The organism is Streptomyces sp. Ru73, from assembly GCF_002920575.1.
Taxonomy (GTDB): domain Bacteria; phylum Actinomycetota; class Actinomycetes; order Streptomycetales; family Streptomycetaceae; genus Streptomyces.
The window spans coordinates 44,500-60,038 of sequence record NZ_PQSQ01000025.1; the positions used below are offsets into that span (position 1 = coordinate 44,500).

The window sequence follows — 15,539 nt, forward strand, 5'->3', positions numbered from 1 at the left end:
CACCCTCGTCCCCGGCCCGGCCACCGCCGACGCCACGACACCCGCCCCGGTCGTCCCCGCACCCCCGCTGGCCGGCGGGCCGCACGGCGCACGCGCACTGCGTCCCCTCGTGGACACCGTGCTCGACGCCCTGGCCACGGGGGCGGCCGAGCGGGGCGGGCCCCTGCCGGCAGGCGGCCCCGACGGCGTCACCGACACCGTGCACCGCGCCTGCGCCCCCCTCCTCCCCGACCACGGCACCGGCCCGCACACCGCCCTGCGGACCCTCGTCCACACCCTCGCCGCGGGCGCCGCCGACCCCGCCGACCCGCACTGCGCGGCACACCTGCACTGCCCGCCGCTCGCCCTGGCCACCGCCGCCGACCTCGCCGCCTCCGCCCTCAACCCCTCCATGGACTCCTGGGACCAGGCCCCCGCGGCATCGGAGCTCGAAGCCCTCACCACCCGCACCCTCGCCGCACTCGTCCACCCCCACGGCCCCCGACGCCGAAGCCCTGGTGACCACGGGCGGCACGGAATCCAACCAGCTCGCCGTACTCCTGGCACGCGAGCACACGGTCCGCGAGCAGCAAGCCCGCGAGCACGCCCTCCGCGAGCGGGACAGCAGCACACCGGCGGAGCACACGCCCCGGGAGCGCGAGACCGTACGCGAGCACGCCGCCCGCATCCACGGCACCGGACACGACACCGCCTGGGACCAAGCGCACCGGCACCTCACCGGCCAGACCGGTACGCCCACCGGCGAACGGGACGGATACCGCACCCGCGACCGGGCCGCCCACGGCCCCGACCACCCCGGCCGCGCGCACCTCCATACCCACCCGCACCACCCCACCCACCCCCACACACCGCACCCGCCACAGACCGGCCACACCGGACCACCGCTGCAGATCGTCTGCGGAGCCAACGCCCACCACAGCATCCACCGCGCCGCCTGGCTGCTCGGACTCCCCGCACCCGTCACCGTCCCCACCCCCGACGGCACCCTCCGCCCCACCGACCTCGCGGCCGCCCTGGACCACCTCACCGGACAGCCGCTCCTCGTCGTCGCCACCGCCGGCACCACCGACGCCGGAGCCATCGACCCGCTGCCCGCCCTCGCCGACCTCGCCGCCGCACACGGCGCCCGGTTCCACGTCGACGCCGCCTACGGCGGAACGCTTCTCTTCAGCGACACCCACCAGCACCTGCTCGCCGGACTCGACCGCGCCCACACCGTCACCCTCGACCTGCACAAACTCGGCTGGCAGCCGGTCGCCGCCGGATTCCTCGCCGTCCCCGACGCCCGCGACCTCACCCCCCTCGACCACCGCGCCGACTACCTCAACGCCGACGACGACACCGAAGCCGGCCTCCCCGACCTGCTCGGCCGCTCGCTGCGCACCACCCGCCGCCCCGACATCCTCAAGATCGCCGTCACCCTCAAGGCACTCGGCCGCCGCGGCATCGCCGACCTCGTCGACCGCACCGTCACCGCGGCCCGCACCCTCGCCGACCTCGTCGAAGCCCGCCCCACCCTCGAACTGCACTCACCCCCCACCCTCACCACCGTCCTCTTCCGCCCCACCGGCGCCGACGACACCACCGTCGCCACCATCCGCCGCCGCCTCCTCCACGACGGCCGCGCCGTACTGGGCCGCGCCACCACCTCCACCGGCCTCTGGCTCAAAGCCACCCTCCTCAACCCCCACGCCCGCCCCGACGACCTGCGCTCCCTCCTCGACCTAGTGGAAGGCCACACCCCCCGATGACCACCGCCACCGCCCCGGACCCGCGCACCCCCCTCGACCTCGTCGGCGTCGGCATCGGCCCCTTCAACCTCTCGCTCGCCGCCCTCGCCCACCCCCTCACCGGCCTCACCTGCGCGTTCTACGACCAGCGCCCCGCCTTCCACTGGCACCCCGGCCTCCTCATCGAAGGCGCCACCCTCCAAGTCCCCTTCCTCGCCGACCTCGTCACCCTCGCCGACCCCACCAGCCCCTGGAGCTTCCTCAACTACCTCCGGCACCGCGAGCGGCTCTTCCCCTTCTACTTCGCCGAACGCTTCCACGCCCCCCGCGCCGAATACGACGCCTACTGCCGCTGGGTCAGCGAAAACCTCCCCGGCCTGCACTACCGCCACCAGATCGACGCCCTCCGCTGGAACGCCGAACACGCCGTCTTCGAGATCGACCACACCCAGCTCGACACCGAAGGCGAAGCCGAAGCGCTCGGCAGGACGTACGCACGCAACGTCGTCCTCGGCATCGGCACCGCACCCCACATCCCCGAACCGCTCCAGCCGCTCGCCGACGCCCCCGCCCTCCCCGTCATCCACTCCGCCGACTACCTCGACCACCGCGAACGCCTGCTCGCCGCCGACCACATCACCGTCATCGGCTCCGGCCAGTCCGGCGCTGAAGTCTTCCTCGACCTCCTCCGCCACCGCCCCGCAGGCCACGAACGGTTGCACTGGCTGGCGCGCACCCCCGCCTTCGCGCCCATGGAGTACAGCAAGCTCGGCCTGGAGCAGTTCACCCCCGACCACACCCGCTACTTCCACGGCCTCCCCGAAGCCACCCGCGACGCCCTCGTCCCCCAGCAATGGCAGCTCTACAAGGGCATCGACCACGACACCATCGCCGCCATCCACCAAGAGCTGTACGAACGCACCGTCGACGGCGGCTGGCCCGACGCCGTCCTCACTCCCGGCGTCACCGTCCGCACCGCCGGCCGCATCGGCGCCCACACCATCGAACTCCACCTGGAACACGCCCACCAGCAGACCCGCAGCCGGCTCACCACCGACGCCGTCGTCCTCGCCACCGGCTACCGCGAACGCAGCCTCGACGCCCTCACCGGCGCCCTCGCCCCCTACCTCCGCCGCGACACCGCCGGCCGCCCCCGCATCGACGCCCACCACCGCCTCGACCTGGACGCCCGCGTCACCGGCTCCGTCTACGTACAGAACGCCGAACGCCACACCCACGGCGTCGGCACCCCCGACCTCGGCCTCGCCGCCTGGCGCAGCGCCGTCATCCTCAACCACCTCACCGGCACCACGCCCTACCCCCTCCCCGAACGCACCGCCTTCACCACCTTCGGGCTGGCACCACAGCAGTACCACCGGCAACAGACGCCGGGCGGGCGACGGCTCCAGCACCAGCCGCCCGCCACCACACGCCCCTCAGAAGACCGGAGTTCCGTCCCGCGTCAGCTTCCAGTCCACTGACGCAAAACGCGACGCATCGATCGAACCCGACTGCTTCACCCACTCAATGATCAGATTCCGGATCTCGTCCGACGTCGCCCACACCTGCTCCGCCTTCGCCACATGCGGGAAATTCCCGCCACCGCTCGCCCGGTAATTGTTCACCGCCAGCACGAAACGCGCCGCCGGATCCACCGGCTCCCCGTTCAGCTCCAGCTTCCCGATCCGCTGCCCCGCAGGCTTCGCGACGTCGATCTCGTACGACACCCCGCTCACCGCGTCATAGTTGTAATCCGGAATACCGTCCGCATTCGTCAGCTTCGCCGGATCGACCTCACCACCCGCCGGCGTCCGCACGTAATACCGCGCCGAGAACTCCAGGTAATCCTTCAGCTGCGCGCCGGTCAGCACCCGCGCCTCCAGCGTATTGTCGAACGGATACAGCGCCGCCATCGACCGGATCGTGACCTCACCCGCCGGCACCTCCGCCGTACGCGAGAAACACGACGCCTGCGACACCAGCGGCAGATCCGCGTACGCACCCCCGGCCAGCGCCTTCCGCGCCACCTCCGCCTGCACGAAAGCAATGAAATCCAGCACCGGAGTGTCCTTGTACGGAGCCTCCGCCGCCGACAGCCGCGCGGACGAACTGCCGATCACCTGATTCACATAGCGGACCACCTTCGCATGTGCGTCCCGCAGCAACCCCGAAATCCGCTCGTCCTCCGCCGCCGAATTCGAATTCAGCACCCGCGCCGACACCGCATCCACCGACCAGCGGCCCCGCTCCCACGCCAGCTCGAAGTCGAACAGCGTCAGCCGCTGCCCCCACTTCAACGGCTCCGACAACACCACCTCACGACCCGTCCGCTCATTCTTCACCCGATATTCCGCGATCTCCGTGTGCGCATGGCCCACCAGAATCGCGTCAATACCCGGCACCTGCTGCGCCACCAGCGCGGCCGCGTTCTCCACGTACGGCAACTGATCACCGTACGACGACGTGCCGCTCGCCCCCGAATGCGCCGCCACGACCACCACATCAGCCCCCAGGGCGCGCAGCCTCGGCACCCACTTCGCGGCCTGTTCCTCCAGACCGGGGAACGCCATCTTCCCCTGGACATTCGCCTTGTCCCAGATCGCGATGCCCGGATTCGTCAGCCCCAGAATGCCGACCCGCACGTCCCGGCCGTGCGGCGTACGCAGCCGCTTGATGACGTACGGCGGAAACGCCGGACGCAGCGTAGTGGCATCCACCGCATTCGCCCCCAGCAACGGGAAGTCGCAGTTCTCCTCGAACTTGCGCAGCACCGGAATGCCGTAATTGAACTCATGATTGCCGAGCGCCGCCGCGTCGTACCCGATGGCGTTCATCGCCCGGGCCATCGGATGCACCGGCCCGCCCGCACCGGTGATCGGGTCGACCTTGGCGTAGTAGTACGCCAGTTGCGTCCCCTGAATCGTGTCACCCGCGTCGATCAGCAGCGTATTGCCGCGGCCCTGCTCCGCGCGCACCTCATTCACCAGCGTCGAAATCTTCGCCAGCCCCACGTCGTTGTGGGCCGCGTCGTCGAATTCCGCATCCGTCGCGTAATCCCAGTTGAAGACATTGCCGTGCAGATCGGTCGTGCCCATCACGGTGAACGCGTACCGCTTGCCGCCGCGGCCGTGACCGGCGCCATGGCCGGCGGCGAGCTGAGCACCCGCCGTACCGCTCGCCGCCGCGGCCGGCGCGCCGGCCGCACCCGTCAGCGCCACCCCGGCGCCCGTGGCGACGGAAGTCTCGAGAAACGTTCTGCGATCGAGCGGCATGACCTCTCCTTGACCGTCCGCAACCTGCGAACCGTTGGCGTACAACTGGCCGTACGTGTCCGGTCGTACGCGCCTGGCCGTACGTATCCGATGCGTCCGCCGTACAGCGGAACAACGCGCGTAGATTCTGGCGCAGGCGCCCCTCCCGCAACACCCCTCACAGGTTGCGATCAGATGACCGCCACGCCGCCGGACGCTCCCGCACTCGCCTGACAAACCCCGGCCACCGTGCAAGGCTCTCCGCAAGCCGCGCCGACCCTGCCCGCGCCCCGAGGCACTGCCGCGACGCCGCGGCCCCGGCCGCCCCGAACACCGCCCCACCACGCCACCGAAGGAGCCCCCCACCCCATGACCGACACGCCCACCCCCGCCGGCACCCCGGGAACCGCCCTCCCGTACGGCACCCCCGAAACCCCCCGCGTCGCCGTACGCGGCGAAGCACGCCTCGAAGTCGACCCCGAGATCGTCCGCATCGGCATCACCGTCCAGGCCCGCGGCACCGACCGCACCACGGCCCTCCACGACCTCACCCGCCGCAACACCGAGGTCATCGAACTGGTCAAAAGCTACGGCGAAGCGGTCGAAAAGCTCGCCACCGGCGCCTTCACCGTCACACCTCAACTCACCCACAAGGGCCGCGGCGAACGCGTACGCGCCTACCACGGCAACGTCCATCTCAGCGCCACCCTCACCGACTTCACCGCACTCGGCGAACTCGTCACCCGCCTCGCCGACCTCGAACTCACCCACGTCACCGGTCCCTGGTGGGACCTGCGCCCCGACTCACCCGCCCACCGCGAAGCCCGTCGGCAAGCCGTACGCGAAGCCGTCCAGCGCGCCCGCGAGTACGCCGAAGCGCTCGGCGCCCGCCTCGACGCCCTCCTGGAACTCGCCGACACCGGCGCCGAAACCCCCGCCCCCGCCGGCAACCCCATGCTCCGCTCCCGCGCCGCCTACGGAGGCGCGGCGCACGAGGAAACCGCCCCCGCACTCGACCTCGAACCCCAGCAGCAGACCGTCTACGCACACGTCAACGCACGCTTCACGATGACGCGCCCGGCGCTCTGAAGCGCACGGAGACGTGCACGGGGAAAACGCGCCGGGAAACGCACGAGGAAAACGCACGGGGAACTGCACGTGCAAGGCTCGAAGGCTGCTCATAGGAGCGGCCGCCCGCACATTCCAATACTTGTCAAGAGGCTTTCACCGCACCGCCGTTGGGCGGTCACTTCCTTACAGGTCTCTACCCACCGGTAAGTCATAGGGTCGAACCATGCGCCGAGCGAAGATCGTCTGCACCCTGGGACCCGCCACAGATTCGTACGAGCAGATCAAGGCACTCGTCGAAGCCGGAATGGACGTGGCCCGCTTCAACCTCAGCCACGGCACCTACGCCGACCACGAGGCGCGTTACGAGCGGGTCCGCAAGGCATCCGACGAGACCGGCCGCAGCGTCGGCGTCCTCGCCGACCTTCAAGGCCCGAAGATCCGCCTCGGTCGATTCCGCGAAGGCCCCGTCCTCCTCGAACGCGACGACGAATTCACCATCACCGTCGAACCCGACGCCGAAGGCGACCGCCACGTCTGCGGCACCACCTACGAAGGACTCGCGGCCGACGTCACCACGGGCGAGCGCATCCTCGTCGACGACGGCAAGGTCACCCTCGAAGTCATCGGCGTCGACGGCCCTAGGGTCCGCACCCGCGTCATCGAGGGCGGCATGGTCTCCGACCACAAGGGCCTCAACCTCCCCGGCGTCGCCGTCTCCGTCCCCGCACTCGCCGACAAGGACCAGGACGACCTCCGCTGGGCACTGCGCACCGGCGCCGACGTGATCGCGCTGTCCTTCGTCCGCAGCGGCCGCGACATCGAGGACGTGCACCGCATCATGCGCGAGGAGGGCCGCTTCCTCCCCGTCATCGCCAAGATCGAGAAGCCGCAGGCGGTCGACAACATCGAGGACATCGTCGCCGCGTTCGACGGCATCATGGTCGCCCGCGGTGACCTCGGCGTCGAAATGCCGCTCGAAACGGTCCCGATCGTTCAGAAGCGGGCGGTCAAGCTGGCCCGGCGCAACGCCAAACCGGTCATCGTCGCGACCCAGATGCTCGACTCGATGATCGACAACTCCCGGCCCACCCGTGCCGAGGCCTCCGACGTCGCCAACGCCGTCATCGACGGCACGGACGCCGTGATGCTCTCCGGCGAGACGTCCGTCGGCAAGTACCCGACCGAGACCGTCCGCACGATGAGCCGCATCGTCGAAGCCGCCGAGGAGGACATCCTCGCCAAGGGCCTGCGGCCGCTCACCGAGACCAGCAAGCCCCGCACCCAGGGCGGCGCCGTCGCCCGCGCCGCCGCCGAAATGGGCGACTTCCTGGGCGCCGCGTACCTCGTCGCCTTCACGCAGTCCGGCGACACGGTCCGCCGGCTCTCCCGCTACCGCTCGCCGATCCCCCTCCTCGCCTTCACGCCGGAGCCGGCCACGCGCTCCCAGCTGAACCTCACCTGGGGCGTCGAGACCTTCCTCGGCCCCACCGTCGACTCCACGGACGAAATGATCGCCCAAGTCGACGAGCAGCTCCTCCGCATCGGCCGCTGCCGCCCGGGCGACCTCGTCATCATCACGGCCGGCTCGCCCCCCGGCGTCCCCGGCACGACCAACCTGGTCCGCGTCCACCACATCGGCGAGGCCGTCGCCCCGGAGTAGGTCAGTACTTGGGCCCGACGTGGGCGTCCATCAGCGCGACGGACGCCCGCCGGGCTACGGAGACGTTGTACGCCGCGCTGCCCCGACGAGTGATCCGCCACTCGACACCGACCTGGTCGAACGCGTCGGAGCACAGCTTCAGGATGTCCGGGGACTTGTTGGTGAAGAAGTACCGCGGATACTCGTAACGCTTCCGCTCCCCGCCGACCGTCCGCGTCGTCCAGTTGGTGATCCGGCACCCGTCGGAATGGATCAGCCCGCGTATGAATTCCCACGGGTGCGCATCGACGATCTCCTGCTGCCAGGGCTCCAGGGCAATGCGCCGCTCGTGCTTCTTGCCGCGGCCGTGCTGGGGAAACATGCACCAGAGGTGCTTCGAGCAGATCTTTACGTTGTGGCAGCCGGTCCTGCGGACCCGGCAGGGCGAGTTGTCGGGAAAGACCGCGCGCATTGCGGCCTCGCAGTCGTCCATGAGGCCGGGCCAGGCGTCGCCGCAGGTGATCATGAGACTCGGGACTCGGTGCCGGGAGTGCTGGATGATGTGGCCGTCACCCAGGTATAGGCCGAGCAGGTATGCGTACGCCTGGCCGTCAAGATCGCGGTCGTCGCAGCGTGGACATTTCGGTTGGTGCGCGCCCGGGCACTCGCCTCGCTTGGCTCGGTCCCTGTGCAGCCAGTAGCCGACGGTGCCGATCGGGACGTTGAGGTCGCGGGCCACATCCGCGTTCTTGCGGCCGGATCGCAGGAGGGCCAGAGCCTGGTGACGTACATCTACGCCGTGCATCTTCATGCGACCACTCTGCGTGATGGACGCAGGTCGCACGGCTATTCCTGGAGGATTCACGCGAAGGTGATCGTCCGCTTGTCGCGAGTACCCGGTGTGGGATTCGAACCCACATGCCCAAAGGGCACGGCCTTTTGAGGGCCGCGTGTCTAACCAGTTCCACCAACCGGGCGGGCAGCATCAGACACCCTACCGTGTACGTGCCGCAGCCCGCCGCTAGGTAGGCTGCATACGCACCACCTGCCTGGAACGAGGAGTCACGTGAGCGCCGCCGAGCCCGAGCAGCCCGTTGCCGACGAGCAGTCGCACGTCCCGCCGCAGACCACCCGCGTCGTCATCGCCGAGGACGAGGCGCTCATCCGCCTGGATCTCAAGGAGATGCTGGAGGAGGAGGGCTACACGGTCGTCGGCGAGGCCGGCGATGGCGCCAAGGCCGTCGAGCTGGCCCGTGAGCACCGCCCCGATCTGGTGATCCTCGATGTGAAGATGCCCGTCCTGGACGGCATCTCCGCGGCCGAGCAGATCGCCGAGGAGAGCATCGCCCCCGTGCTGATGCTGACCGCGTTCTCCCAGCGCGAGCTGGTCGAGCGGGCGCGGGACGCGGGCGCCATGGCGTACCTGGTCAAGCCGTTCTCCAAGAGCGACGTCGTGCCGGCGATCGAGATGGCCGTGAGCCGGTTCACAGAGCTGCGGACGCTGGAGAAGGAGGTCGCCGACCTCACGCAGCGCCTGGAGACGCGCAAGCTCGTGGACCGGGCCAAGAGCATCCTGCAGACGCAGTACGGGCTGACCGAGCCCGCGGCGTTCCGGTGGATCCAGAAGACGTCGATGGACCGGCGGCTGTCGATGCAGCAGGTTGCCGAGGCGGTCATCGAGGACGCCGAGGAGAAGAAGCAGAAGGAGAAGGACAAGACCTCCGAGTAGCTGTCCGCCTCGGGGGCCGCGTGCGGCGGCTCCGGGGGTGGCGGGAGGTCCGTGCACGTATGTGCGTCGAGGGCCGTACCACGATGGTGGTGCGGCCCTCGACGCATACGTAAGCGGTGCGCCCGCTCGCCCCGTAGGGGTCAGTCCTCGCCGAGGTATGCCTTGCGGACCGACTCGTCGTGGAGGAGGTCGCGGCCGGTGCCGGAGAGGACGATCCGGCCGATCTCCATGACGTGGCCGTGGTCGGCGAGGGACAGCGCGGCCTGGGCGTTCTGTTCGACGAGGAGGATCGTCGTGCCCTGGGAGCGGAGCTCGGTGATGGTCTCCATGATCTTCTGCATCATGATCGGGGAGAGGCCCATGGAGGGTTCGTCGAGCATGAGGAGCTTGGGGCGGGACATCAGGGCGCGGCCCATGGCGAGCATCTGCTGTTCGCCGCCGGAGAGGGTGCCGGAGGCTTGCTTGCGGCGTTCGCCGAGGATGGGGAAGAGCTCGTAGATCCGTTGGATGTCGCGGTCGATGCCGGCGCCGTCCTTGCGGAGGAAGGCGCCGAGCTGGAGGTTCTCGGCGATGGTGAGGCGGGGGAAGAGGCGGCGGCCTTCGGGGGAGTGGGCGAGGCCGCGTTCGACGATCTTGTGGGGGCCGACGCCGTTGAGGACCTGGCCGTCGAAGGTGATCTTTCCGGCGAGTGGTTTGAGGAGGCCGGAGAGGGTGCGCAGGGTGGTGGTCTTTCCGGCGCCGTTGGTGCCGATGAGGGTGACGACCTGGCCGGCCTCGACGCTGAAAGAGATGCCTTTGACGGCTTCGATCTTGCCGTAGGCGACGCGGAGGTCTTCGACTTCGAGCAGGGCGGTCATCGCGCGTCTCCGTTCGGGGCGTCCTCGTCGGGCGCGTGGTCCTGGCCGGGGCCGTGGTCTTGGTCCTGCTCCGATGGGGGCGCGGCGGCTTCGGGGGCCTGCGCCCGCGTGGCTTCGGAGGGCTGCGCCCGCGTGGCTTCGGGGGGCTGCGTCCGCGTGGCTTCCGGGGGCTGCGACTGCGTGCCCTCAGGGGCCTGCGGCTGCGCCGCTTCCGTGGCGGGTGTCCGGGCCGTCGCTTGTGCCGCGTGCGCTTCGGCCGCGTGTGCCTCCGCTGCGTCGACCTCGGCGGCTTCCTCTTCGCCGGGTGCGCCTTCGAAGGGCGTACCGAGGTACGCGGCGACGACGCGTTCGTCGGCCTGGACGACGTCGGCGGTGCCCTCGATGAGCTTTTCGCCCTGCACGAGGACGGCGACGCGGTCGCAGAGGTTGAAGATGAAGCGCATGTCGTGCTCGATGACGAGGACGGCGGTGCCCTGGTCGCGGATGGCGAGGACGAGGTCCTGGGTGGCGCGGGTCTCCTGGGGGTTCATGCCGGCGGTGGGTTCGTCCAGGAGGAGGAGACCGGGTTCGCTGGCGAGGGCGCGGGCGATTTCGAGCTTGCGCTGTTCGCCGTAGGGGAGGTTGCGGGCGAGGTGGTCGCGTTTGGCGGCGAGGCCGGTGAATTCGAGGAGTTCCATGGCGCGGGCTTCGCTGCCGCGTTCGGCCTTCTTGAAGCCGGGGCCGCGGAGGAGTGCTGACCAGAGCCCTTCTTTGGTGCGGGTGTGGCGGCCGACGAGGACGTTTTCGAGGACGGTCATGTTGGCGAAGAGGCGGATGTTCTGGAAGGTGCGGGCGACGCCGGCCTGGGTGACGAGGTGGGGTTTGTGGGAGAGGCGGGTGCCTTTGTAGCTGACGGTGCCTTCGGTGGGGGTGTAGAGGCCGGTGAGGCAGTTGAAGAAGGTGGTTTTGCCGGCGCCGTTGGGGCCGATGAGGCCGACGATTTCGCCGGGGGCGACGGTGAGGTCGACGGCGCGTACGGCGGTGAGGCCGCCGAACCGCATGGTCACGCCGGCGGCTTCGAGGACGGCGTCGTTGCTCTTCGTGACGGTGGTGGGTGTGGTCATGGTGTCCTCACGCCCCTGCCTTGGTGGCGCCGGTGGTGTCCTCGCTGAGGCGCTGGTCGGGTACGTCGGGTACGTCGAGCTGGCCGGTCTCGCGGAATTCGAGCTGCTTGCGGCGGTCGGGGATGAGTCCTTCGGGGCGGAACCGCATGAGGAGGACGAGGGCCAGGCCGAAGAGGAAGAGCTGGTAGTCCTGCAGGAAGTCCAGCTTCGCCGGGATGAGGAAGAGGAGTGCGGCGCCGACGAGGGGGCCGCTGAGGGTGCCCATGCCGCCGAGGATGACGGCGGCGAGGAGGAAGGCGGAGTTGGGCGGCTGGGGGCCGGCGAACTGGAACTGCTCGGGTGTGACGGTCGTTACTACGTGTGCATGGACGGTTCCGGCGAGTCCGGCGAGGGCGGCGCCGAGGGCGAAGGCGAGGAGGCGGAGGCGGAAGGAGTTGATGCCCATGGCGATGGCGGCGGTTTCGTCCTCGCGGATGGCGATCCAGGCGCGGCCGATGCGGGAGGCGGCGGCGCGGCGGAAGACGAGGACGACGAAGGCCGTCACGAGGATCATGAGGAGGTAGTAGTTGCCGTAGGTGGCGATGGGCACGCCGAGGATGGTGTGGGGTTCGCCGAAGTTGAAGCCGAAGATCTCCAGGTTGGGGACGTTGGGGATGCCCATGGCGCCGTTGGTGACGTCGGGGCCGGTGGTGCCGTTGAGGTTGAGCATGGCGATGCGGAAGATCTCACCGAAGCCGAGGGTGACGATGGCGAGGTAGTCGCCGCGCAGTCGCAGGGTGGGGGCGCCGATGAGGACGCCGAAGACGAGGGCTGTGGCGGCTCCGGTGAGGAGGGCTGCCCAGAAGGGGAGTTGGATGCCGAGGGCGGAGTCGGGGGAGCCGGAGACGAGGGCGGCGGCGTAGGCGCCGACGCCGAGGAAGGCGACGTAGCCGAGGTCGAGCAGGCCGGCGAGGCCGACGACGACGTTCAGGCCGAGGGCGACGGTCGCGAAGATCAGGATGTTGGCGCCGATGATCGTGTACTCGTCGGTGTCCTGGGTGAAGGGGAAGGCGGCCGCGGCGACGAAGGCGGCGGCGAGTGCGATGCCGCGGTGCCGGCGGGTGAGTGCGGTGAGGCGGTCGATCAGGCCGGCGCGGTGGATCGCGGGGACGAGGAAGGCGACGAAGAGGAGGTAGCCGACGAAGGGGGGCCCGTCTTCGGCGTCGATGCCGTAGGTGAAGGTGAAGAGGGCGATGCCGAAGGCGGCGACGATGAGGAGGATGTCGGCCCAGGAGGGGAGTTGCCTGGCGGGCCGGGGTGTGGGTATGGCCGCGCAGCTGTTGGTGAAGCGCTGCCAGGGCCCGTGCGGGGGTGTGCCGGGGGTGCGGTCGGCGGGCAGGCCGAGGGCGCCGAGCAGGGTGATCAGTGCGGTGATGCCGGCGAGGAAGCCGCCGGGTTCGAGGTTGACCAGGCCGCCGAGCTGTACGGCGATGGCGCCGAGGGTGAACCACGTGGCGGCGAAGGTGCCGAGGGCGGCCAGGAGTGCGGGGGCGTTGCGGCCGCCGGGGGTGAGGACGGTCAGGCCGCGGACGCCGAGGCCGGCCAGGGCGAAGGCGAGGGTGAGGACGGCGCCGGTGAGGGTGATGAGCTGGAGTCCGGCGGGGGAGCCGTAGTAGGTGAGGTCGCCGGGGAATTTGCTGCTCCACGTCCAGGACAGGGCGGTGGAGGCGGCGGTGGCGAGGGCTCCGGCTGCGGTGATGAGGCGGGCGGCGCGTGGCGGGAGGGGGAGCGTGCCCGCGGTGGTGGTGGGTTCGGCCGCGGTGGTGGTCTTGGTGGTGGGTGTGGTGGTCATCGCTATCACGCCCGATCCGCGACGCGTTCGCCCAGCAGGCCCTGTGGCCGCAGGAGGAGTACGAGGATGAGGAGGACGAAGGCCCAGACGTCTTTCCAGGCGCCGCCGCCGAACTGTGTCATGCCGGGGATGTCTTCGACGTAGGCGGTGGCGAGGGCTTCGGCGACGCCGAGGACGACGCCGCCGAGCATGGCGCCGTAGATGTTGCCGATGCCGCCGAGTACGGCCGCGGTGAATGCCTTCAGGCCCATGATGAAGCCCATGCGGAACTGCACTTCGCCGGTGCGCAGTCCGTAGGCGACGGCGGCGACGCCGGCGAAGGCGGCGCCGATGGCGAAGGCGAGGACGATGATGCGGTCGGTGTTGATGCCCATGAGGGACGCGGTGTCGCGGTCCTGTGCGGTGGCCTGCATGGCGCGGCCGCTGCGGGTCTTGGAGACGAAGAAGCCGAGCGCGATCATGCAGACGGGGGCGGCGATGAGGACGAAGAGGTCGCCGCGCTGGACGGTGGCGCCGAGGATGTCGAAGGCGTCGCCCTTGAACTGCGGGAAGACGCGGGCCTTCTTGGCGTCGGGGTACCACTTCCAGACGGCCTGCTGGAGTGCGATGGACAGGCCGATGGCGGTGATGAGGGGGGCGAGGCGGGGTGCGCCGCGCAGGGGGCGGTAGGCGAAGCGTTCGGCGGCGACGCCGACGAGTACGGAGACGAGGATGCCGCCGATGAGCATGAGGGGGAGGGCCGCCATGAGGGACATGCCGGCGGGGAGGGCGAGGTAGACGGTGAGCGCGCCGAAGCCGCCGACCATGAAGATCTCGCCGTGGGCGAAGTTGATGAGCTGGACGATGCCGTAGACCATCGTGTAGCCGATCGCGATGAGTCCGTACATCGCGCCGAGGATGAGTCCGTTGGCCAGCTGTTGCGGCAGTTCGTTCACCGCAGGGCCTCCGTGGGGTGGGAAGGTGCCGGTGGGCCGTGCATGCGGGGGGGTGTGCCGGTGTGCCGCGGGCCGCGCCGGGGGCTCGGGGTGTCCTCCTGGCGCGGCCCGGTGAGGGGGGCAGGGGTGGTGCTGGTCAGCTCTTGTCGAACTTCTTGAACTCGGCGCTGAAGCGCGCCTTCCACTGCTTGCCGTCGACCTGGTAGGCCGTGATCATGGTGTTGGTGGTGTCGCCGTACTTGTCGAAGGCGACCTTGCCGGTGACGCCGTCGAAGGAGACGTCGTTCATGGCGTCGACGACCTTCTTGCGGGCGTCGTCGGGGAGCTTGCCGTTGTTGTCGTCGACGACCTTCTTGACGGCCTGGATGATGGCCCAGGTGGCGTCGTAGGTGGAGCCGCCGTACGCCTCGTAGGCGTCCTTGTAGCCGGCTTCCTTGTAGTCGGCGATGAACTTCTTGGCGGACGCCAGCTGCTCGACGGGCTTGCCGACGGAGGAGGCGTAGTCGCCCTGTGCCTTCTTGTTCAGTTCGATGTAGTCGGCGCTGTACATGCCGTCGCCGCCCATGAGCGGCACGTTGAGGCCGCCGTCCTTGAGCTGCTGGCTGAGGGGGCCGGAGGCGGGGTATTCGCCGCCGTAGAAGACCAGGTCGGGCTTGGCGCCCTTGGCCTTGGCGACGACGGCCTTGAAGTCGCGGTCGTCGGGGCTGACGTGATCGGTGCCGACGATCTTGCCGCCGAGCTTGGTGAACTGGTCCTTGAAGGAGGAGGCGAGGCCGACGCCGTAGGTCTTCTGGTCGTCGATGACGTAGGCGGTCTTGGCCTTCATCTTCTCGAAGGCGTACTGGCCGTCGAAGGCGCCCTGCACCTCGTCGGTGGTGGCGGTGCGGAAGTAGGTGGAGAACTGCCGCTTGCGGTCGTTCTTCTTCCAGTTCTTGCCCTGGGTGAGGTCGGGCGTGGTGTTGGCCGGGGAGATGAGCGTGACGCCGTTGGACTGGGCGACCTGCTGCATCGACTGGGCGACGCCGGAGTTCAGCGGGCCGACGATGCCGAGGACTTCCTTGTCGCCGGCGAGCTTGGTGGCGTTCTGCTGGCCGGCGTTGGGCAGGGCCTTGTCGTCGAGGGGCCGCAGTTCGAAGGTGACGCCCTTGACCTCGTTCTGTTTGTTGGCGATCTTGACGGCGAGGTCGGCGGAGTTCTTGATGCCCTGGCCCAGTGCGGAGAGTTCGCCGGTGAGCGGGGCGTCGAGGCCGATGACGACGGTGGCCTTGGAGCCGTCGCCGCTCTTGTCTTCGCCGCGGGAGCCGCACGCGGAGAGCGTGAGGGCGCCGGCGGCTACCGTGGTGGTGAGTATCAGCAAGGAACGGTGACGCACGATCAGTCCTTTCCCCTGGCG

The 15,539-nt window shown here is 69.8% G+C and carries 12 protein-coding genes, 1 tRNA gene and 1 pseudogene; 6 read left to right on the forward strand and 8 right to left on the reverse strand.

Annotated elements, in window-relative coordinates:
- Positions 1 to 67: 67 nt before the first annotated feature.
- The 3 genes and pseudogenes from C3486_RS37990 to C3486_RS14155 form a co-directional block, all read left to right on the forward strand.
- Positions 68 to 551 (forward strand): annotated as a pseudogene (locus tag C3486_RS37990) (aspartate aminotransferase family protein); the annotation flags it as partial.
- Positions 540 to 1,751, forward strand: a complete 1,212-nt coding sequence (locus C3486_RS37680; RefSeq protein ID WP_258052774.1) for a pyridoxal-dependent decarboxylase — start codon at positions 540 to 542, stop codon at positions 1,749 to 1,751. The pseudogene C3486_RS37990 and the gene C3486_RS37680, both read left to right, overlap by 12 nt.
- Positions 1,748 to 3,211 carry a lysine N(6)-hydroxylase/L-ornithine N(5)-oxygenase family protein gene (locus tag C3486_RS14155; protein ID WP_103833031.1) on the forward strand — a complete coding sequence of 488 codons (1,464 nt, stop codon included), beginning with the start codon at positions 1,748 to 1,750 and terminating at the stop codon, positions 3,209 to 3,211. Before C3486_RS37680 ends, C3486_RS14155 begins: the two co-directional genes overlap by 4 nt.
- On the opposite strand, the gene C3486_RS14160 is transcribed toward C3486_RS14155, so the two are convergent.
- On the reverse strand, positions 3,167 to 5,002 hold the full coding sequence (locus C3486_RS14160; RefSeq protein WP_103833032.1) for a bifunctional UDP-sugar hydrolase/5'-nucleotidase: 1,836 nt from the start codon (positions 5,000 to 5,002) through the stop codon (positions 3,167 to 3,169). The genes C3486_RS14155 and C3486_RS14160 overlap by 45 nt on opposite strands.
- Before the next feature lie 348 nt (positions 5,003 to 5,350).
- Here C3486_RS14160 and C3486_RS14165 point away from each other — a divergent pair, with 348 nt between their 5' ends.
- Together C3486_RS14165 and pyk are read left to right on the forward strand one after the other, a co-directional pair.
- The gene (locus C3486_RS14165; RefSeq protein WP_103833033.1) at positions 5,351 to 6,070 is read left to right on the forward strand and encodes an SIMPL domain-containing protein; all 720 of its coding nucleotides are present in this window, start codon (positions 5,351 to 5,353) and stop codon (positions 6,068 to 6,070) included.
- Positions 6,071 to 6,275: 205 nt separating this feature from the next.
- Positions 6,276 to 7,712 (forward strand): pyruvate kinase, encoded by a 1,437-nt coding sequence (gene pyk / locus C3486_RS14170; protein WP_103833034.1) that lies wholly within the window; start codon positions 6,276 to 6,278, stop codon positions 7,710 to 7,712.
- Between the two features lies 1 nt (position 7,713).
- Here the strand turns inward: pyk and C3486_RS14175 are convergent, their stop codons facing one another.
- Together C3486_RS14175 and C3486_RS14180 are read right to left on the reverse strand one after the other, a co-directional pair.
- Positions 7,714 to 8,502: a hypothetical protein gene (locus tag C3486_RS14175; protein WP_103833061.1), complete on the reverse strand. Its 789-nt coding sequence runs from the start codon at positions 8,500 to 8,502 to the stop codon at positions 7,714 to 7,716.
- Positions 8,503 to 8,584: 82 nt separating this feature from the next.
- A tRNA-Leu gene (locus C3486_RS14180) sits at positions 8,585 to 8,668 on the reverse strand.
- A gap of 89 nt (positions 8,669 to 8,757) precedes the next feature.
- Here C3486_RS14180 and C3486_RS14185 point away from each other — a divergent pair.
- A complete protein-coding gene (locus tag C3486_RS14185) occupies positions 8,758 to 9,420 on the forward strand; it encodes an ANTAR domain-containing response regulator (protein ID WP_103833035.1) in 663 nt (220 codons plus the stop codon).
- Positions 9,421 to 9,560: 140 nt separating this feature from the next.
- On the opposite strand, the gene C3486_RS14190 is transcribed toward C3486_RS14185, so the two are convergent.
- The 5 genes from C3486_RS14190 to C3486_RS14210 form a co-directional block, all read right to left on the reverse strand.
- On the reverse strand, positions 9,561 to 10,277 hold the full coding sequence (locus tag C3486_RS14190) for an ABC transporter ATP-binding protein (protein WP_103833036.1): 717 nt from the start codon (positions 10,275 to 10,277) through the stop codon (positions 9,561 to 9,563).
- Positions 10,274 to 11,380, reverse strand: coding sequence for an ABC transporter ATP-binding protein (locus tag C3486_RS14195; RefSeq protein WP_103833037.1), 1,107 nt, complete (start codon positions 11,378 to 11,380; stop codon positions 10,274 to 10,276). The genes C3486_RS14190 and C3486_RS14195 overlap by 4 nt, the downstream gene beginning before the upstream one ends.
- 7 nt (positions 11,381 to 11,387) lie before the next feature.
- The gene (locus C3486_RS14200) at positions 11,388 to 13,211 is read right to left on the reverse strand and encodes a branched-chain amino acid ABC transporter permease (protein WP_103833038.1); all 1,824 of its coding nucleotides are present in this window, start codon (positions 13,209 to 13,211) and stop codon (positions 11,388 to 11,390) included.
- A gap of 5 nt (positions 13,212 to 13,216) precedes the next feature.
- Positions 13,217 to 14,146, reverse strand: a complete 930-nt coding sequence (locus C3486_RS14205) for a branched-chain amino acid ABC transporter permease (protein ID WP_103833039.1) — start codon at positions 14,144 to 14,146, stop codon at positions 13,217 to 13,219.
- 136 nt (positions 14,147 to 14,282) lie between these two features.
- Positions 14,283 to 15,503, reverse strand: a complete 1,221-nt coding sequence (locus tag C3486_RS14210; RefSeq protein ID WP_103833040.1) for a branched-chain amino acid ABC transporter substrate-binding protein — start codon at positions 15,501 to 15,503, stop codon at positions 14,283 to 14,285.
- Between the last annotated feature and the right edge of the window lie 36 nt (positions 15,504 to 15,539).